Raw genomic sequence first — 16,932 nt, 5'->3', positions numbered from 1 at the left:
GCCGGGGTAAACGTGGGGGCGCCGGCGGCCGCGGGTGGGCCGCCGCGCCCCCGGCAGGGCGGCCCACCGGCGGGTCCGGTCCGGCTACAGGTAGAGGCCCGTCGAGCCCTCGGTGTCGCCGAAGCGCATCGCGGCCACGGCGTGCAGGTCGCGCTCGCGCAGCAGCACGTAGGTGGCGCCGCGGACCTCGACCTCCAGCTTGTCCTCGGGGTCGTACAGCACCCGGTCGCCGGGCTCCACCGAGCGCACGCTCTGGCCGACGGCGACCGCCTCGGCCCAGGCGCAGCGCTTGGAGATCTCCGCGGTGGCCGGGATCAGGATGCCGCCGGTCGAGCGGCGCTCGCCCTCGCCGGCCTCGGTCTTCACCAGCACGCGGTCGTGCAGCATCTTGATCGGCAGCTTCTCGCCCAGCCGGTCGTGACGCGGCGAGTCGGCCTCGGCGGAGAGGGACTGCTGGGTCGGTTCGTCGTTCGTACTCACGATCCCGAAGGTACCGCCCCGGGGCGCGGCGTGTGACGCCGGTCCGCCCAGCGGGCGCCGGGCCCGGGCACCGGCGCGGTTCAGGCCCGGGAACGCGCACGGGCCGGGCAGCGGGTGCCCGGCCCGGGAGGTGCGGTCGCGGCTCAGCCCTTGCGGCGCCTGCGCGCCGAGGCGACCAGCAGCACCAGGCCGACCCCGACCAGCGCGGCCGGGACGATCCGCTCCTTGCGCGGCTGCCCCTTCTCGTCCACGAACTGCGCGCGGGCCTGCTCGACCAGGCCGCTCGCGGCCACGTAGGCCCGGCCGGCCTTCTCCTCGACGGCCGCCACGGCCTTCGCCTTCACCTGGGCGGAGATCGTGGTCGGGTGCACGCGCACGGCGAGCTCGTCCAGCGTCGCCGCCAGCTGGGTACGGGTGCGGGAGATGTCCGCCTCGATCTGGGCGGTCGTCCGCGCCGACTTGTCCCTGCTGCTCGCCTCGCCCACTCGGGCCACCCCATTCACTGATGTTCGTCCTGTGCGACTGCCCCAGTGTGTCAGTTGGCACGCGGGGCCGCGCGGCCCCACCCACCATCGGAGGTAAGTTTGCCGTGGTATGACCGCCCGTCCAGCACCAGGAGAAACCCCGTGAGTGAGCGTCTCCAGCCCGGCGACACCGCGCCCGCCTTCACCCTGCCCGACGCCGACGGCAACGAGGTGTCCCTCGCCGGCCACCTCGGCCGCAAGGTGATCGTCTACTTCTACCCCGCCGCGCTCACCCCCGGCTGCACCAAGCAGGCCTGTGACTTCACCGACAACCTGGAGGTCTTCTCCGGCGCCGGGTACGACGTCATCGGCATCTCGCCGGACAAGCCGGAGAAGCTCGGCAGGTTCCGCGAGGCCGAGGACCTCAAGGTCACCCTGCTCTCCGACCCGGAGAAGAAGGTCCTGGAGGCCTACGGCGCGTTCGGCGAGAAGAAGCTGTACGGCAAGACCGTCACCGGCGTGATCCGGTCCACCGTGATCGTGGACGAGCAGGGCAAGGTCGAGCACGCGCTCTACAACGTCAAGGCGACCGGCCACGTGGCCAAGCTGCTGCGCGACCTCAAGGTCGAGACGGCCTGACACACCGTCCGGACGCGGCGGCGGCGCGTGACGCTTCGTCACCGCCGTGTCCCGGTGCTGTCCGCGCTCCGCCCCGGAGCTGTCGGCGGACGGGCGGTATCCCCTAGCTTTCTGCACACCGGGGGCGGGTTCCCCGGGTTCCGCCCTTGCCACAGGAGTAGAGCCGTGCAGAGTGCCAGATCCGTGTCCACCGCCCGTGTCGCCGTCGCCGGCGCGATCGTCGCGGCGCTCGCGCTGACCGCGTGCGGACCGGAGAACGACGACACCGCCGCGCCGCCGCCGGCCGGCGCGACCACGGCCGCCACCGCGGCTCCCAGCGCGCCCGCCACCGCCGCCGCCACCACGCCCGCCGCGGCGCCCGCGACCGCCCCCGCCCAGCCGACCGCCCCCACGCTGGCCGGCAAGCGCCAGGTGGTCGATGCCAGGACCGCCGGCGGGCTGGCGAAGACCACCGGCCGGGACGCGGTCTCCGACGTCGCCGTCGACCCGGGCGAGATGCGCGAGAACATGCACATGGTGCTCGCCGACTTCGACCGCCCCGGCCAGACCTCCGGCCGCCGGATCCTGCTGATCGCCGTCGACAACGTCCCCGAGGACCCGGCCAAGCGCCGCGAGCACCTCTGGCGCGGCATGATCGACTACGCCCTGCAGAACGGCTCCACCGGCGAGCCGACCACCGCCAGCCCGTTCGCGGCCGGCCCGCTCGGCGGCTCGCTGGAGTGCCTGATGCTGCCGCAGGCGCCCACCACCGACGTCGTCTGCGGCTGGTCCGACAGCTCCACGGCCGGCGTCGCGCTGTTCCCGAAGACCACCCCGGCGGAGGCCGCCGCGCTGTTCGCGAAGATGCGCGGCGACATCGAGAAGTAGACCCCGGACACGAAGCAGCGGTGGCGGCGCACCCCCCGACCGGGTGCACCGCCACCGCCGTCTCTCACCTCAGGCGACCGCTGTCATCAGCAGCTGCCGAGGTCGCTCCAGACACCCCAGGCGCCGCTGGCGCTCGGGTCGTCGCCCTTGGTCCACCACTTGTTCTGGTAGTAGTGGCCCTTCCAGGAGACCTTGGTCGGGGTGGCGTAGGTGGTGCCCGCGTCCCAGCTCGGCGCACCCGCGCAGCCGGCCGGCGTGGTCGGCGGCGTGGTCGGCGGGGTCGTGGGCGGGGTGGTCGGCGGCGTCGCGGGAGGCGTCGTCGGCGGGGTGGTGGGCGGGGTCGTCGGCGGCGTGGTCGGCGGGGTCGTGCCGCCGTTCACCGCACCGCGGGTCAGGTCGCCCTTGAGGCCGTACAGCGTGCCGCCCACGTTGACCGTCCAGTTGGACGGGGTGGACACCGGCAGGTAGTAGACGAAGTCCATGTCGATCGACGCGCCCGGCGCGAGCGACTGCCAGCCCGGCAGCTTCACCGAGACCCGGTTGTAGGTGCCCTTGAGGCCGCCCACGTTGCCGGTGCCGGTGTGGTCCTGCTTGATCACGGTCAGACCGAAGCCGGACTGGTCCTTGGCGTTGCCCGGGGCCGAGTTGCTGTAGTCGAACTGGAACTCGGTGCCGCCCGGCAGGGTCAGCGTCGAGTTGTTGACGATGTGGATCTTCGGGTTGATCGGGTAGTTCGAGTCACCCAGCGCGAAGTTGGTGAACGACACGTCGATCGGCAGGGTCTGCTGCGGCAGCGCGGTCGTCGAGCGGATCGCGCCGTACGGCGAGGACGCCTTGAACTTGTCGTACATCAGCGAGGTCAGCGTGTTGCCGGGCACGTACTGGCCCTTGCCGCCGTTGGCGGTGGCGTCCCACTTGTAGTCGCCCGCGAGCTCCCAGATCATCGCGCCGCCGGCGCCCTGGTTGACGATGTAGTCGGCCTTGGCTCCGACCGACTGCTCGTCCTCGGTGGACAGGAACACCTTCTTGGTGTCGTTCCACAGCCACGGCGCCACCAGGGTGGAGCTGTAGTTGCGGACGTAGCTGCCCTGCAGCGCGGTGTCCTGCACGCCGTACTTGGAGAGGTAGTCGGGCACGATGCCCTTCTCCAGGTTCTTGGCGTGCCACATCGGGTTCGACCCGGCCGGGGACTCCTTGCCCGCGTCGTCCTTGTCGTTCCAGATGTTGTCGATGCCGACCGCGCCGTCACCGCACGCGGTCAGGCCGGAGCCGACCGGGCAGGTGGTCGCGGAGGCGGTGCCCCAGAGGCCGTTGGTGCCGCCCTGGACGTTCTTGAAACCGCGGGTGTAGTACGGCAGGCCGACGTTGATCCGGCCGCCGGGCATCGCGCCGCGGAAGTAGTGGTACGACCAGTCGGCGTTCAGGTAGCCGATGCCGCCGTACTGGCCGGTGCCGTAGACGTTGGCCGCCGCCAGCTCGCCGTCCTTGCCGTCGTCGAACAGCGAGGCGTTCGGGCCGACGTACTTGTTCCAGGCGCCGTGCAGGTCGTACGACATGATGTTGACGTAGTCCAGGTACTGCGCGATCTGGAACGTCTCCATGCCGCGCAGCAGGTAGCCGGACGACGGGGCCGCGACCGAGAGCAGGTAGTGCTTGCCGTCGGCGGCGCCGGCCCGGTCCAGCTTCTCGCGCAGCGTCTTCATCAGCGCGGCGTAGCCCTTGGCCAGCGAGCCGCGCTTGCTGTTGGCGAGCTGCCAGTCCAGGGGGTTGCCCGCGTCCTTCATCGAGGTCGGGTACTCGTAGTCGACGTCGACGCCGTTGAAGCCGTACTTCTTGATGAAGTCGACGGCCGAGGTGGCGAAGGTGTCGATGCCCGCCTGGTTGACGCTGCCGTCCGGGTTGACGGTCATCGAGTAGAAGCCGCCGGAGTTGACGCGCTTGCCGTCGTCCCCGAAGAACCCGCCGGTCTCGGTCCAACCGCCCACCGAGATCATCGTCTTGACGTTCGGGTACTGCTTCTTGTACTTCGTCAGCAGGTTGAAGTGGCCCTTGTAGGGCAGCGACGGGTCGAGCTCGGCGCCGGGCACGCCGGGGAAGGAGATCCCGGTGGCCTCGTTCTTGTCGTTGTCGGTGCCGACGGACAGCTTGTTGTCGGAACCGACGTGGCCGAACGCGTAGTTGAGGTGGGTGACCTTGTCCCACGGGATGTCGCTGACCAGGTACGGCGGGGTGCCGTCCTTGCCGGTGCGCCAGCCGGTGAAGTAGCCGATGATGCGGCGCTGGTGGTCCGCGCCCATCTTCTCCCGGCCGTTGGTGTCGTAGACGCTGCAGTACGGGACGTCGACGCCCGGCGCGGCGTAGAGGCCGTCGGGGCGACAGGCGGCGTTGTCGACGGTGGCGGACGCCTGGGAGGGCGCCGCGCCCAGTGTGGCCACCAGCAGGCCGGCCATCGCGGCCGCCGCCACCGAGGCCAGGCCGGCGCGGGCCGCCGGGCTCGTGGAACGACGGGCAGCGGTGGGACGCCGCTCCGCCGTGGATCGGATCAACACTCGGTCCTCCGGGCAGAGTGTCGGCGCGTGCCTGTGGGGGAGCACGCACGTGGGGGAAAGCAGATTGGCGCTGAAGCTATGTGGTCTGAACCACATAGGTCAATAGGTCTGTACCAATTGGTAATCCATTCCCCAACATCCCCGGTCGAACGGCTGATTGTCGACGGTCATCCGACCCCCCGCGGCCGAGGCCCGCCACGGACCGCACCAACCGGCGAAATGACGTATCCACACCTCGGGCAACCCCCTAGACTGAAGGCCATGCGGCCTTGGCGGAATAGGTAGACGCCTGGGTTTTAGGTGCCCATGGGAGAAATCCCGTGAGGGTTCGAGTCCCTCAGGCCGCACTAGCCTAAGAATCGAAGGCCCGCCCGGAGTCATCTCCGGGCGGGCCTTCGAGCGTCGGCGGTGGCGGGAATCAGCCGATCAGCTCCTTCACGACCGGGGCGAGGGCGCGGAAGGCCTGACCGCGGTGGCTGATGGCGTTCTTCTCGGCGGCCGTGAGCTCGGCGCAGGTGCGGGTCCCGCCGAGGGGCTGGAGGATCGGGTCGTAGCCGAAGCCGCCGTCACCCGCCGGGGCGGTGCGCAGGGTGCCGAGCAGCCGGCCCTCGACGACCCGCTCGGTGCCGTCGGGCAGGGCGAGGGCGGCGGCGCAGAAGAAGTGGGCGCCGCGGTGCTCGGCGCCGATGTCGGAGAGCTGGGCGAGCAGGAGGTCGAGGTTGGCGCGGTCGTCGCCGTGCCGGCCGGCCCAGCGGGCGGAGAAGATGCCGGGGGCGCCGTTCAGGACGTCCACGCACAGGCCGGAGTCGTCGGCGACGGCGGGCAGGCCGGTGGCGCGGGCCAGCGCGTGCGCCTTGAGCAGGGCGTTCTCGGCGAAGGTCACACCGGTCTCGGGGACGTCCGGGATCTCCGGGTAGGCGTCGGCCCCGACCAGCTCGACGTCCAGGCCGGCGTCGCCGAGGATGTCGCGCAGCTCGGCGACCTTGTGCTGGTTGCGGGTGGCGAGGATGAGTCGAGTGGTCATGGAACCACCCTAAACCGCGCAAACGGTGTGATCCCGCGTCAGCCGGTGCAGACCTTGGTGAGGTTCGAGGCGGCGTCGCCGAGCGGCTTGAAGTCCGGCACCTGCTTGTTGTTGACCGCCTGCTGGACCTTGTCGACCTGGGTGCCGAGGTCGGTGATCGCCTTGGCGACGTCGGTGTCCTTGGAGTTCTTGCCCAGCTGGTCGAGGTCGTTCTTCAGCTTCTGCAGCGCCTGCCCGGCGGCGGCCGCGTCGTTGCTCGCGTTGCTGTAGGCGTTGCTGACCTCGTTGATGTCCCCGGTGATCTTGACGGCGGTGTTTCCGCAGTCGATCGCCTTCTGGGCGGCGGAGCAACTGACCGCGCTGAGCGGGAGGATGGCGATCAGGCCGGCCACGGCGAGCATGGTGGGGCGGGCGATGTTCTGGGGCATCCGGTCCTCCTGGGTGCGCGGTATCCGGAAGGGAAGGACGCGCGCTGAGGGGTGCGCGGTTCCCGCAAACGGGTGCTGCGGGAACCGTACGGGCATCGGGCCCGGCCTGTACAGCGGCCGGGCCCGGCGCCCGGGGATTTCCGGAAACCGAAGCGGAACCGGTACCTCAGGGGGTAGGAGGCGCCCCCGGGGGTCAGCCCTCCAGCTCGCCGAGGACCTTGCGCTGGACCTCGTCGAGCTCGGCGCAGCCGAGGGTGCCGAGGTCCAGCAGCCGGTCGAGCAGCGCGCGGTCGAAGGGGGCGCCCTCGGCGGTGCCCTGGACCTCGACGAAGCGGCCGTCTGCGGTGCAGACGATGTTCATGTCGGTCTCGGCGCGGACGTCCTCCTCGTACCGGAGGTCGAGCATCGGGACGCCGTCGATGATGCCGACGCTGACGGCGCTGACCCCGCCGGTGATCGGCTTGCCCTTGGCGCGCAGCAGCTTGCGCTCGCGGGCCCAGGCGACGGCGTCGACGAGCGCGACGTAGGCGCCGGTGATGGCGGCGGTGCGGGTGCCGCCGTCGGCCTGGAGGACGTCGCAGTCGAGGACGATGGTGTTCTCGGCGAGGGCGCGGTGGTCGACCACGGCGCGCAGCGAGCGGCCGATGAGCCGGCTGATCTCGTGGGTGCGGCCGCCGAGCCGGCCCTTGACGGATTCGCGGTCGCCGCGGGTGTTGGTGGCGCGCGGGAGCATGGAGTACTCGGCGGTGACCCAGCCCTCGCCGCTGCCCTTGCGCCAGCGCGGGACGCCCTCGGTGACGCTGGCGGTGCACAGCACCTTGGTGTCGCCGTAGGAGATGAGGACGGAGCCTTCGGCGTGCTTGCTCCAGCCCCGTTCGATGCTGACGGGACGGAGCTGGTCGGGGGTGCGGCCGTCGATGCGTGACATAGGCACCGAGCGTAGTCGGTTTCGGCGGGTGCTCCGGGTACGCCCCGAGGCGTCCCGAGGCGTCCGGGTCTGCCCGGACGGACCGCGCCCGGTGCCCGGACGTGCCGCGGCCCGCCGCCCCGGGGAGGGGCCGGCGGGCCGGGCGTGGGCGAGCCTGGTGGGCTCAGCTCACATCATGTCCTCGATGTCGGCGGCGATCGGGTCGGCGTCGGTGCCGATGACGACCTGGATCGCGGTGCCCATCTTCACGACGCCGTGGGCGCCGGCGGCCTTGAGCGCGGCCTCGTTGACCAGGGAGGCGTCCTTGACCTCGGTGCGCAGGCGGGTGATGCAGCCCTCGACCTCTTCGATGTTGTCGATGCCGCCCAGACCGGCGACGATCTTCTCAGCCTTGCTGGCCATTGCTTTCTCCCTCTGTCTCGGCCCGTCGGCTGCTCTGCCGGGTGCCGTCCTGCGCGGTGACCTCGATCGATGACGCGGGGTCAGTGGTCGGTCGTGCCGTGGCGTGCTGCCGGAGCAGCGCGACCAGCATGACCCGAGCCGAACCGATATGCCACGTTAGTCCACTTTTGGCCCATTCCGGCGCGCAGACCCCGGATCGGCGTCCGAGGATGACGAGCAGTGGGGCCGTCTCCCGGCGCGCGGCCTGCGTCCCAAAAGTGGTCTACACCAATATATGTGTACTCCGAGGAACGCAGGAAGGGACCCGGGTGTTCCCGGCCCCCGCCCGACCCCGCCCCGCCCCGCCCGCGGGCTCCCGGCGGGCGCCACCGGCCGGCCACTGCACTCGGAGGGCGAAGGATGAGTTCGGCAAGCGCGGCAGCACCGCACACCACGTGGTGGCACACCTTCTACGGCGGCCTCCAGAAGATGGGCCGCTCGCTCCAGCTGCCGGTCGCGGTGCTCCCGGCCGCCGGCATCCTCAACCGGCTCGGGCAGCCCGACGTCTTCGGCAAGGACGGCCTGGGCTGGAACGACGTCGCCAAGGTCTTCGCCGCGGCGGGCGGCGCCCTGCTGGACTCCTCGTTCGGCCTGCCCATGCTGTTCTGCATCGGCGTCGCGATCGGCATGGCCAAGAAGGCCGACGGGTCGACGGCGCTGGCCGCCGTGGTCGGCTTCCTCGTCTACTACCGGGTGCTGCACGCCTTCCCGGAGGACTGCAAGCCGCCGACCGTCCTGGTGAGCGACCAGTGCGTGGACTACACCTCGGCGAAGGCGGCGGCCGCGGTCTACCAGAACCCCGGCGTGCTGGGCGGCATCCTGCTCGGCCTGATGTCGGCCTGGCTCTGGGTGCGCTTCCACCGCACCAAGCTGGTCGACTGGCTGGGCTTCTTCAACGGCCGCCGGCTGGTGCCGATGATCACCGCCCTGGTCGGCATGGTGCTCGCCGTGGTCGCGGTCTGGGTGTGGCCCCCGATCGGCCGCGGCCTCAACACCTTCAGCCAGAACCTGGTCGACCTGGGCTCGGGCGGCGCGGGCATCTTCGGCGTGGCCAACCGGGCCCTGCTGCTGATCGGCATGCACCAGCTGCTCAACACCTTCGTCTGGTTCCAGTTCGGCGAGTACACCAAGCCCGACGGCATGATCGTGCACGGCGACATCCCGCGCTTCCTGGCGGGCGACCCGACCGCCGGGCAGTTCCAGTCGGGCTTCTTCCCGATCATGATGTTCGCACTGCCGGCCGCCGCGCTGGCGATCGCCCACTCGGCGAAGCCGCACCGGCGCAAGGAGATCTACGGCCTGATGCTCTCGGTCGGCCTGACCTCCTTCGTGACCGGCGTCACCGAGCCGATCGAGTACTCCTTCGCCTACATCGCCCCGGCCCTGTACGGCGTGCACGCCCTGCTGACCGGCGCGTCGATGGCCGTCACCTGGGCGCTCGGGGTGCACGACGGCTTCAGCTTCTCGGCCGGCCTGATCGACTACGTGATCAACTGGGGCCTGGCCACCAAGCCGTGGCTGATCATTCCCATCGGCCTCTGCTTCGCCGCCGTGTACTACGCCCTCTTCCGCTTCATCATCGTGAAATTCGACCTGAAAACCCCGGGGCGCGAGCCCGAGAGCGAGGTCGAGGACGTGACCAAGGCATAAACCGAGCGTCACCGCGCAGAATCCGAAAAGGCCCCCGGACCGCCGGTCCGGGGGCCTTCGGCATATCCGGGCCTGGCCGATGGTCCCGGCGCGAACACCCGTCGGCCCGGCCCGGACGGGCGGTCGGTGACCGGCCGGTGACCTGCCGTGGAGCACCCGGCCGCCCAGGCTTTTTGTTGCGCAAATAGCCAAAATACCAATCACGGCGGGTAATCAAGATCGCCGATCCACAAGTAGGTTTCGATTTCATAGCGCTTCCCAGCTGCGGCGCTTTCAAGGGTTCCCCGCCTCCTCTCCCCGTGCTACAAAACTGGTCTACACCACGTGTGGTGTAGACCAGTTCGCGGTTCGGCCCCCTGTGCACCCTCCCCCCGACCGACCCGCCCTTGCCGTTAGGAACCCACCCCCATGAGTCAGTCAGCGCAGGCACCGGCGCCCGCCACGGCTCCGGCCACGCCCAGTCCCGCCAAGAAGTTCGGCCAGAACCTGCTCCAGGGTCTGCAGAAGATCGGCCGCAGCCTCCAGCTGCCCATCGCCGTCCTCCCGGCCGCCGGTCTGCTGATGCGTCTGGGCCAGGACGACGTCTTCGGCAAGGACGGCCTCGGCTGGAACAAGGTCGCGGCGGTCTTCGCCACCGCCGGCAACGGCGTCTTCGACAACCTGCCGCTGCTCTTCGCGGTCGGCATCGCCATCGGCTTCGCCAAGAAGGCCGACGGCTCGACCGCCCTCGCCGCGCTGGTCGGCTTCCTGGTCTACAAGAACGTGCTGACCGCGTTCCCGATCACCGAGGGCCACATCGCCGACGGCAAGTGGGTCCCCGCGACGTACCAGAACCCCGGCGTCCTCGGCGGCATCGTGATCGGTCTGCTCAGCGCCGTGCTGTGGCAGAAGTACCACCGCACCAAGCTGGTCGACTGGCTCGGCTTCTTCAACGGCCGCCGTCTCGTCCCGATCATCATGGCCTTCGTCGGCACCGCCGTCGGTGTCCTGTTCGCCCTGACCTGGGGCCCCATCGGCGACGCGATCAAGAGCCTGAACGACACCCTCATCGGGGCCGGCGCGTTCGGTGCCGGCGCCTTCGGCCTGGTCAACCGCGGTCTGCTGCCGGTCGGCATGCACCAGTTCGTCAACTCCTACGCCTGGTTCCAGACCGGTGACTTCACCAAGGCCGACGGCACCGTCGTGCACGGCGACCTGACCCGCTTCTTCGCCGGCGACCCGACCGCCGGACAGTTCATGTCGGGCTTCTTCCCGATCATGATGTTCGCCCTGCCGGCCGCCGCCTTCGCCATCGCCCACACCGCCAAGCCGCACCGCCGCAAGGCCGTCACCGGCATGATGCTGTCGCTGGCGCTGACCTCCTTCGTGACCGGTGTCACCGAGCCGATCGAGTTCTCCTTCGTCTTCATCGCCCCGCTGCTGTACGTGATCCACGCCGTCCTCACCGCCATCTCGATGGCCGTGACCTGGGCGCTCGGCGTGCACGACGGCTTCACCTTCTCCGGCGGCCTGATCGACTACCTGCTCGCCTGGAGCAAGGCCACCGACCCGTGGATGATCATCCCGCTCGGCCTGGCGTTCGCCGCCCTGTACTACTTCCTCTTCCGCTTCGCGATCGTGAAGTTCGACCTCAAGACCCCGGGTCGCGAGGACGACGAGGAGATCGAGGACGTCACCAAGGCCTGACCGAGGCCTGACGCCCGGAACCACCGCACGCCGCTCACGGCCCCGCCCCGCCACCCGCTCCCCCGGGTGGCGGGGCGGGGCCGTTCGCGTGCCCGGACCGGCCCGCCCGGGTGTCCGCCGCGGCGGCCGCCCGCTGAGACGGTGGTTGACGAACCCGCGGACCCGCTGGTCAACTGAAGCGGTGAACGCCCCCCGTCCGCTGGTGACCCGCAGCCACATCGACTTCGGTCGCGTGTGGTCCGCGGCGTGTCGCGGCTGACCCGAGCGCTCCCCCGCCGCCGCCCGGCTGACGTCCTCGCCGCGCGCCCCGGCCTCCGCAGCACCCCGTCACCCGCGCCCGCCGGTCCCCCGGACGGGCCGGCCCGTACCCGCGCGCACCCGCTCGCCCGGCCCCGCCCCCCGGGGCCGCGGGCCGGTCCGCGACCGCCGCCCGCACCGCTTCCCTCCCAGGAAAGTCAAGGCCGCCCATGCCCCGCCAGCTGCACCTTTCCGCCGCCCTCGACAGCCCCGGCCACGTCGACGCCGCCCACTTCACCGCCCTCGCCCGGCTCGCCGAACGGGCCGCCCTCGACTTCGTCACCCTCGACGACTCCTACGCCCCCGAACCGCGCCGGCTCGACGCGCTCGCCACCTTCGCCCGGCTCGCCCCGGTCACCCGCGGCCTCGGCCTGGTCCCGACCGTCACCACCACCCACACCGAGCCGTTCCACACCTCCCTCTCGGTCAACACCCTGGACTGGGTCAGCGAGGGCCGGGCCGGCTGGCTGGTCGGCGTCTCCGACACCGAGGCCGAGGCCCGGGCCTTCGGCCGCAAGGGCACCGCCCCGGCCGACGAGCTCTGGGCCGAGGCCGCCGACGCCGCCGAGGTCGCCACCCGGCTCTGGGACAGCTGGGAGGACGACGCCGAGATCCGCGACACCGCCACCGGCCGGTTCGTCGACCGCGCCAAGCTCCACCACATCGACTTCGAGGGCCCGTACTTCTCCGTCCGCGGGCCCTCCACCACCCCCCGGCCGCCGCAGGGCCGCCCGGTCGTCGCGGTCACCGTCGCCGCCGCCGACCTCGCGCCGGACGCCGGTCCCGGCGGCCGCGCCCGGGTCGCCACCGCGGCCCGCTACGCCGACGTCGTGCTGCTCGACGCCCCCGACCGGGCCGCCCGGCTCACCGCCGCCACCGAACTGCGGCTGCGCGGCGGTGAGGCGCTGCGGATCCTGGCCCGGATCCCGGCCTCGCTCCCCGACGACACCGCGATATCCGCCCTGCTCACCGAGGTCACCGAGGGCGGCGGCGGGGTCGACGGCTTCCACCTGGTGCCCGCCGATCCGGCCCGGGACCTCGCCGCGCTCGCCGACCGGGTCGTGCCGGGGCTGCGCGAGCGCGGGCTGTTCCGCACCGGCTACACCGGCCGCACCCTGCGCGACCACCTCGGCCTGGCCCGCCCCGCCAGCCGCTACGCGCTCGCCGCGACCATCGCCGCCCCGACCTCCCCCGCCGCCCCAGCCGTGACCACCGCGACCGCCGAGGTGACCCGATGACGGACCGCCCGCTCAAGCAGATCCACCTCGCCGCGCACTTCCCCGGCGTCAACAACACCACGGTGTGGAGCGACCCGGCCTCCGGCAGCCAGATCGCCTTCGACTCCTTCCGCCACCTCGCCGAGACCGCCGAACGCGGCCGCTTCGACTTCTTCTTCCTCGCCGAGGGACTGCGCCTGCGCGAGGTCAAGGGCCGGATCCACGACCTGGACGTGGTCGGCCGCCCCGAGTCGATCACCGTGCTGAACGCACTCGCCGCCGTCACCACCCGCCTCGGGCTGGCCGCGACCGTGAACGCCACCTTCAACGAGCCCTACGAACTGGCCCGCCGGTTCGCCTCCCTGGACCACCTCTCCGGCGGCCGCGCCGCCTGGAACGTGGTCACCTCCTCCGACGCCTTCACCGGCGAGAACTTCCGCCGCGGCGGCTACCTCGACCGCGCCGACCGCTACTCCCGGGCCGCCGAGACCGTCGCGCTCGCCCGGGAGTTCTGGGACGCGGCGGGCACCGGAACGGTCCGCCACCAGGGGCCGCAGTTCGACGTCGAGGGCACCCTCTCGCTGCCCCGGCCGCCGCAGGGCCACCCGGTGGTCATCCAGGCCGGCGACTCCGCCGAGGGCCGCGAGTTCGCCGCCGCCACCGCCGACGTCATCTTCAGCCGGCACTCCACCCTCGCCGCCGGACAGGCCTTCCACGCCGACGTCAAGCGCCGGCTGGCCGCGTACGGGCGCAAGCCGGACGAGCTGAAGATCATGCCCGGGGTCACCTACGTCCTGGGCGACACCGAGGCGGAGGCCGTCGAGCGCGCCGCCGCGATCCGCCGCGCCCAGGTGAGCCCGGCCACCGCGATCAACTACCTGGAGCAGGTCTGGGGCACCGACCTCTCCGACCACGACGTGGACGGCCCGCTGCCGGCCGCCGACCCGGTCCTCGACTCCTCCGTCGTCCAGGGCCGCACCTCGCTCGGCGACCCGCTGGAGGTCGCCGCCCAGTGGCGCGCGGTGGCCGCCGAGAAGGGGCTCAGCAGCCGCGAGCTGGTGATCGAGGTGACCGGCCGGCAGAGCTTCATCGGCACCCCGGCGAGCGTCGCCGCCCAGCTCGACCACCATGTGCAGAGCGACGCCGCGGACGGCTTCATCCTCGTCCCGCACCTCACCCCCGGCGGCCTGGACGACTTCGTCGACCGGGTGGTGCCGCTGCTCCAGGAACGCGGGGTGTTCCGCACCGAGTACACCGGCACGACGCTGCGCGAGCACCTCGGCCTGCCGGTCCCCGGACGGCACTGACCCGAGGCCCCGCGGGTCGGGCCGCGGTCAGACCCGGCCCAGCCGGGCGGCGTGCACGCCGGCCTGGAAGCGGCTCTCCGCGCCCAGGCCGGCGGTGAGTTCGGCGACCAGCCGGCGCACCGTGCGCTCGGACAGCTCCAGCTTGCGGGCGATGGCCGCGTCGGTCCGGCCGGCCGCCAGCAGCCGCAGCACCTCGGCCTGCCGCTCCGTCATCGCCTCGGCCTCGGGCAGCAGCTCGGCGGGGGTCCAGGCGGCGGACCAGAAGTACTCGAACAGCTCGGCCACCAGCGCGACCAGGGCCGGCTCGCGCACCACCACGGCGGCCTCCGCGACCGGGGCGTCCCCGTCCGGCCCGGCACCCGGGGCGGGCAGGATCGCCAGCCGGGCGTCCACCACGATCAGCCAGAGCGGCAGCGAGTGGGCCACCCGGATCCGCGCCCCGGCCGCGGTCAGCTCCCGGACGTGCCCGAGCACGGCCGGGCGGCGCAGCGCGGCCGCCGGGTGGATGGTGCGCAGCGCGGCGCCGTGCGCGAGGGCGAGGCGCTCCCGGGCGAGCTTGCCCGCCAGGGCGGGGCCGGAGAGGTCCTGGCCGGGGCGCAGCGAGAGCGCCTCGGTGCGGGCGCCGCGGGCGGCGTCCTCCAGCAGGGCGGCGATCCGCCCGGCGCCGCGGACCACCTCCAGCGCGGTGCCGGCCCGGTGCCGCTCCTGGATCGGCAGGTAGCCGGTGTGCAGCCGGTCGACCGTCAGGCGGGCCCGGTGCAGGGCGCCGACCAGCTCGGCGACCTGCCGGTCGGCGTCGAGCAGCAGCTGCCGGACGGCGGTGTCGACGGAGACGGCGGCCCGGTCCGCCGCCGGGTCCGGGTCCTGCTCCGGGTCCTGCTCCGGGTCCTGCTCCGGGTCCTGCTCCCGGTCCGCGGCACGGCCGGCCGCGGCGGGCTGGAGCAGCCCGAGGGCGAGCAGTTCGGCGGTGGCGGCGGCGAGCCGACGGTCGTCCCAGCCTGGGAGCAACTCGCCGGGCGGGCAGCCGGGTTGGGCGAGCAGGCGGGCGTAGAGCCGGGTGGCGTCCCGGTCGGCGGGGCTCTCCATCGGCGCAGCCTAGTGAGGCCCCGCGCCCGCCCGCCCGGGGTTTCCACCCTGCGAGACGGGCCGCTTCCGCTCCCGGCCATGGCCGGTTCCGGCAGCCGTCGGGGCGCTGACCCGCGGCGCCGCGGTGGCCAGGATGGCGCCCATGACCGCTCTTCCCGAGGCTTCGACGATCTGGCTGGACGGCGCGCTGGTGCCCTGGCACGCGGCGACCACGCACGTCCTCACCCACGGCCTGCACTACGGCACCGGCGTGCTGGAGGGCACCCGGGCGTTCGCCACGGCGGACGGCCCGGCGGTGTTCCGGCTGCCCGAGCACCTGCGCCGGCTGGACCGCAGCGCGCGCATGCTGCGGATGGAACTCCCCTACGGCACGGCCGAACTGGCGGCGGCCACCGTCGAGCTGGTGCGGGCCAACGGCCACCGCTCCTGCTACCTGCGGCACTTCGCCTTCCTGGGCTACGGCGCGATGGGCCTGGACATGCGGGCCTCGCCGACCAGCACGGCGATCGCGAGCTGGGAGTGGCACTCCCAGCTCCCGGACCGAGAAGGCGGGATCAGGCTGAAGACGAGCAGCTGGCGGCGGACCGACCCGAACGCGGTGCCGCCCGCCGCCAAGGCGACCGGCCCGTACCTGAACTCGGTGCTGGCCCGTCGGGAGGCGACCGACGCGGGCTACGACGAGGCGCTGCTGCTCGGCCCGGACGGCGCGGTGAGCGAGTGCACCGGCGAGAACGTGTTCGCCGTCCGCGACGGGGTGCTGCGCACGCCCCCGACGAGCGCGGGCGCCCTGGAGGGGATCACCCGGGACACCGTGCTGACGCTGGCCCGGGACCTGGGCGTGCCGGTGCGGGTGGAGCCCATGCTGCGCTCGGACCTGTACGCGGCGGACGAGGTGTTCCTGTGCGGCACGGCGGCCGGGGTGGTGGCGGTGCGCTCGCTGGACGACCGGGAGCTGCCGGCCGCCCCCGGCCCGCTGACGGCGCGGCTGCACGCGGCGTACGAGGCGGCGGTGACCGGCGCGGACGAGCGCTACCGGCACTGGCTGACGTACACGGGGTGAGCGCTCGCGGGGCGGGTGCTCGTGCGGTGAGCGTGCGCGGGGCGGGTGTTCGCGGGGCGGGTCAGAGCTCGTAGACCGCGCCGGGCCGGGCGAGGTCGACCGGTCCGGCGTAGGCGGCGGCCGCGTCCCGCCGGTTCAGCTCGGCGTCCGTCCACGGCGGGATGTGGGTGAGGACCAGCCGGCGGGCACCGGCCGCGGTGGCGTGCTCGCCGGCCTCGCGGCCGTTGAGGTGGACGGCCCGGTAGGTGTCGCGGCCGTCGAGGTAGGCGGCCTCGCACAGGAAGAGGTCGGTGTCCCGGGCGAGCTCGACGAGGTCGGCGCTCTCACCGGTGTCGCCGGAGTAGACGAGGCTGCGGCCGCCGTGTTCGAGCCGGAAGGCGAAGGCGTCGACGGGGTGGTTGACCTGGGCGACGTCGATCCGCAGCGGGCCGAGGTCGAAGCGGCCGGGGGTGAGGGTGCGGAACTCGAACACCTCCTTCATCCCCGGGTTCTCGGGCATGTCGTAGGCGCGGGCCATCCGGGCGGCGGTGCCGGCCGGGCCGTAGACGGGCATCGGGTCGGGACAGCCCTCGGCCCGGTAGTTGCGGGCGACCCAGTAGGCGCACAGGTCGACGCAGTGGTCGGCGTGCAGGTGGCTGAGCAGGACGGCGTCGACGTCGTAGATCGAGACGTACTTCTGCAGGGCGCCGAGCGCGCCGTTGCCGAGGTCGAGCACGACGCGGTAGCCGCCGGCCTCCACCAGGTAGCTGGAGCACGGCGAGTCGGCCGACGGGAAGCTCCCCGAGCACCCCACCACGGTCAGTTTCATC

At 72.5% G+C, this 16,932-nt stretch carries 16 protein-coding genes and 1 tRNA gene; 8 read left to right on the top strand and 9 right to left on the bottom strand.

Going from position 1 to position 16,932, the window contains the following annotated elements; translation table 11 throughout:
- Positions 1-84: 84 nt before the first annotated feature.
- Positions 85-387, bottom strand: coding sequence for a co-chaperone GroES (locus ACFVFS_RS02600; RefSeq protein ID WP_078881937.1), 303 nt, complete (start codon positions 385-387; stop codon positions 85-87).
- Between the two features lie 236 nt (positions 388-623).
- A complete protein-coding gene (locus tag ACFVFS_RS02595; RefSeq protein ID WP_380619257.1) occupies positions 624-965 on the bottom strand; it encodes a DUF3618 domain-containing protein in 342 nt (113 codons plus the stop codon).
- A 141-nt stretch (positions 966-1,106) separates the two neighbouring features.
- On the opposite strand from ACFVFS_RS02595, the gene bcp reads away from it, so the two are divergent.
- Together bcp and ACFVFS_RS02585 are read left to right on the top strand one after the other, a co-directional pair.
- Complete coding sequence (gene bcp / locus ACFVFS_RS02590; protein WP_380619255.1) at positions 1,107-1,583, top strand: thioredoxin-dependent thiol peroxidase; 477 nt, start codon at positions 1,107-1,109, stop codon at positions 1,581-1,583.
- Positions 1,584-1,766: 183 nt separating this feature from the next.
- The gene (locus ACFVFS_RS02585; RefSeq protein ID WP_380619253.1) at positions 1,767-2,450 is read left to right on the top strand and encodes a hypothetical protein; all 684 of its coding nucleotides are present in this window, start codon (positions 1,767-1,769) and stop codon (positions 2,448-2,450) included.
- Positions 2,451-2,536: 86 nt separating this feature from the next.
- Here the strand turns inward: ACFVFS_RS02585 and ACFVFS_RS02580 are convergent, their stop codons facing one another.
- On the bottom strand, positions 2,537-4,900 hold the full coding sequence (locus ACFVFS_RS02580; RefSeq protein WP_380619436.1) for a chitinase C-terminal domain-containing protein: 2,364 nt from the start codon (positions 4,898-4,900) through the stop codon (positions 2,537-2,539).
- 362 nt (positions 4,901-5,262) lie between these two features.
- Here ACFVFS_RS02580 and ACFVFS_RS02575 point away from each other — a divergent pair.
- Positions 5,263-5,346: transfer RNA gene (locus ACFVFS_RS02575), tRNA-Leu, on the top strand.
- 71 nt (positions 5,347-5,417) lie between these two features.
- Here ACFVFS_RS02575 and rdgB read toward each other — a convergent pair.
- From rdgB to ACFVFS_RS02555, 4 genes are all read right to left on the bottom strand, one after another.
- Positions 5,418-6,023 carry an RdgB/HAM1 family non-canonical purine NTP pyrophosphatase gene (rdgB, locus tag ACFVFS_RS02570; RefSeq protein WP_380619251.1) on the bottom strand — a complete coding sequence of 202 codons (606 nt, stop codon included), beginning with the start codon at positions 6,021-6,023 and terminating at the stop codon, positions 5,418-5,420.
- 38 nt (positions 6,024-6,061) lie between these two features.
- Entirely contained in the window at positions 6,062-6,451 is a 390-nt protein-coding gene (locus tag ACFVFS_RS02565; RefSeq protein WP_376089450.1) for a hypothetical protein, read from the bottom strand.
- A gap of 193 nt (positions 6,452-6,644) precedes the next feature.
- Entirely contained in the window at positions 6,645-7,379 is a 735-nt protein-coding gene (gene rph / locus ACFVFS_RS02560; RefSeq protein WP_380619249.1) for a ribonuclease PH, read from the bottom strand.
- Between the two features lie 168 nt (positions 7,380-7,547).
- Positions 7,548-7,781, bottom strand: coding sequence for a glucose PTS transporter subunit EIIB (locus ACFVFS_RS02555; protein WP_063349220.1), 234 nt, complete (start codon positions 7,779-7,781; stop codon positions 7,548-7,550).
- Between the two features lie 399 nt (positions 7,782-8,180).
- Between ACFVFS_RS02555 and ACFVFS_RS02550 the strand changes: the two genes are divergently transcribed.
- From ACFVFS_RS02550 to ACFVFS_RS02535, 4 genes are all read left to right on the top strand, one after another.
- The gene (locus tag ACFVFS_RS02550; RefSeq protein ID WP_380619247.1) at positions 8,181-9,470 is read left to right on the top strand and encodes a PTS transporter subunit EIIC; all 1,290 of its coding nucleotides are present in this window, start codon (positions 8,181-8,183) and stop codon (positions 9,468-9,470) included.
- A gap of 408 nt (positions 9,471-9,878) precedes the next feature.
- The gene (locus tag ACFVFS_RS02545; RefSeq protein ID WP_380619245.1) at positions 9,879-11,156 is read left to right on the top strand and encodes a PTS transporter subunit EIIC; all 1,278 of its coding nucleotides are present in this window, start codon (positions 9,879-9,881) and stop codon (positions 11,154-11,156) included.
- 467 nt (positions 11,157-11,623) lie between these two features.
- Positions 11,624-12,691, top strand: coding sequence for an LLM class flavin-dependent oxidoreductase (locus ACFVFS_RS02540; protein WP_380619243.1), 1,068 nt, complete (start codon positions 11,624-11,626; stop codon positions 12,689-12,691).
- A complete protein-coding gene (locus ACFVFS_RS02535; protein ID WP_380619241.1) occupies positions 12,688-13,977 on the top strand; it encodes an LLM class flavin-dependent oxidoreductase in 1,290 nt (429 codons plus the stop codon). Before ACFVFS_RS02540 ends, ACFVFS_RS02535 begins: the two co-directional genes overlap by 4 nt.
- A 27-nt stretch (positions 13,978-14,004) precedes the next feature.
- Here ACFVFS_RS02535 and ACFVFS_RS02530 read toward each other — a convergent pair whose 3' ends face one another.
- Positions 14,005-15,063, bottom strand: coding sequence for a LuxR C-terminal-related transcriptional regulator (locus ACFVFS_RS02530; protein ID WP_380619239.1), 1,059 nt, complete (start codon positions 15,061-15,063; stop codon positions 14,005-14,007).
- A 142-nt stretch (positions 15,064-15,205) separates the two neighbouring features.
- Here ACFVFS_RS02530 and ACFVFS_RS02525 point away from each other — a divergent pair, with 142 nt between their 5' ends.
- Positions 15,206-16,123, top strand: a complete 918-nt coding sequence (locus ACFVFS_RS02525) for a branched-chain amino acid transaminase (RefSeq protein WP_380619237.1) — start codon at positions 15,206-15,208, stop codon at positions 16,121-16,123.
- Positions 16,124-16,184: 61 nt separating this feature from the next.
- Here ACFVFS_RS02525 and ACFVFS_RS02520 read toward each other — a convergent pair whose 3' ends face one another.
- Complete coding sequence (locus ACFVFS_RS02520) at positions 16,185-16,931, bottom strand: MBL fold metallo-hydrolase (protein WP_380619235.1); 747 nt, start codon at positions 16,929-16,931, stop codon at positions 16,185-16,187.
- Position 16,932 lies beyond the last annotated feature (1 nt).

Origin of the sequence: Kitasatospora sp. NPDC057692 (genome assembly GCF_042799475.1) — a bacterium.
In the GTDB taxonomy this organism is placed as follows: Bacteria; Actinomycetota; Actinomycetes; order Streptomycetales; family Streptomycetaceae; genus Kitasatospora.
This window is presented reverse-complemented; position numbering and strand designations above follow the sequence as displayed.

Excerpts from the sequence above, each read along its gene's own strand:
- ACFVFS_RS02600 (WP_078881937.1), bottom strand. The coding sequence starts at position 387 with ATGCTGCACGACCGCGTGCTGGTGAAGACCGAGGCCGGCGAGGGCGAG.
- ACFVFS_RS02580 (WP_380619436.1), bottom strand. The coding sequence starts at position 4,900 with ATGGCCGGCCTGCTGGTGGCCACACTGGGCGCGGCGCCCTCCCAGGCG.
- rdgB (WP_380619251.1), bottom strand. The coding sequence starts at position 6,023 with ATGACCACTCGACTCATCCTCGCCACCCGCAACCAGCACAAGGTCGCC.
- ACFVFS_RS02565 (WP_376089450.1), bottom strand. The coding sequence starts at position 6,451 with ATGCCCCAGAACATCGCCCGCCCCACCATGCTCGCCGTGGCCGGCCTG.
- rph (WP_380619249.1), bottom strand. The coding sequence starts at position 7,379 with ATGTCACGCATCGACGGCCGCACCCCCGACCAGCTCCGTCCCGTCAGC.
- ACFVFS_RS02555 (WP_063349220.1), bottom strand. The coding sequence starts at position 7,781 with ATGGCCAGCAAGGCTGAGAAGATCGTCGCCGGTCTGGGCGGCATCGAC.
- ACFVFS_RS02550 (WP_380619247.1), top strand. The coding sequence starts at position 8,181 with ATGAGTTCGGCAAGCGCGGCAGCACCGCACACCACGTGGTGGCACACC.
- ACFVFS_RS02545 (WP_380619245.1), top strand. The coding sequence starts at position 9,879 with ATGAGTCAGTCAGCGCAGGCACCGGCGCCCGCCACGGCTCCGGCCACG.
- ACFVFS_RS02540 (WP_380619243.1), top strand. The coding sequence starts at position 11,624 with ATGCCCCGCCAGCTGCACCTTTCCGCCGCCCTCGACAGCCCCGGCCAC.
- ACFVFS_RS02535 (WP_380619241.1), top strand. The coding sequence starts at position 12,688 with ATGACGGACCGCCCGCTCAAGCAGATCCACCTCGCCGCGCACTTCCCC.
- ACFVFS_RS02530 (WP_380619239.1), bottom strand. The coding sequence starts at position 15,063 with ATGGAGAGCCCCGCCGACCGGGACGCCACCCGGCTCTACGCCCGCCTG.
- ACFVFS_RS02525 (WP_380619237.1), top strand. The coding sequence starts at position 15,206 with ATGACCGCTCTTCCCGAGGCTTCGACGATCTGGCTGGACGGCGCGCTG.
- ACFVFS_RS02520 (WP_380619235.1), bottom strand. The coding sequence starts at position 16,931 with ATGAAACTGACCGTGGTGGGGTGCTCGGGGAGCTTCCCGTCGGCCGAC.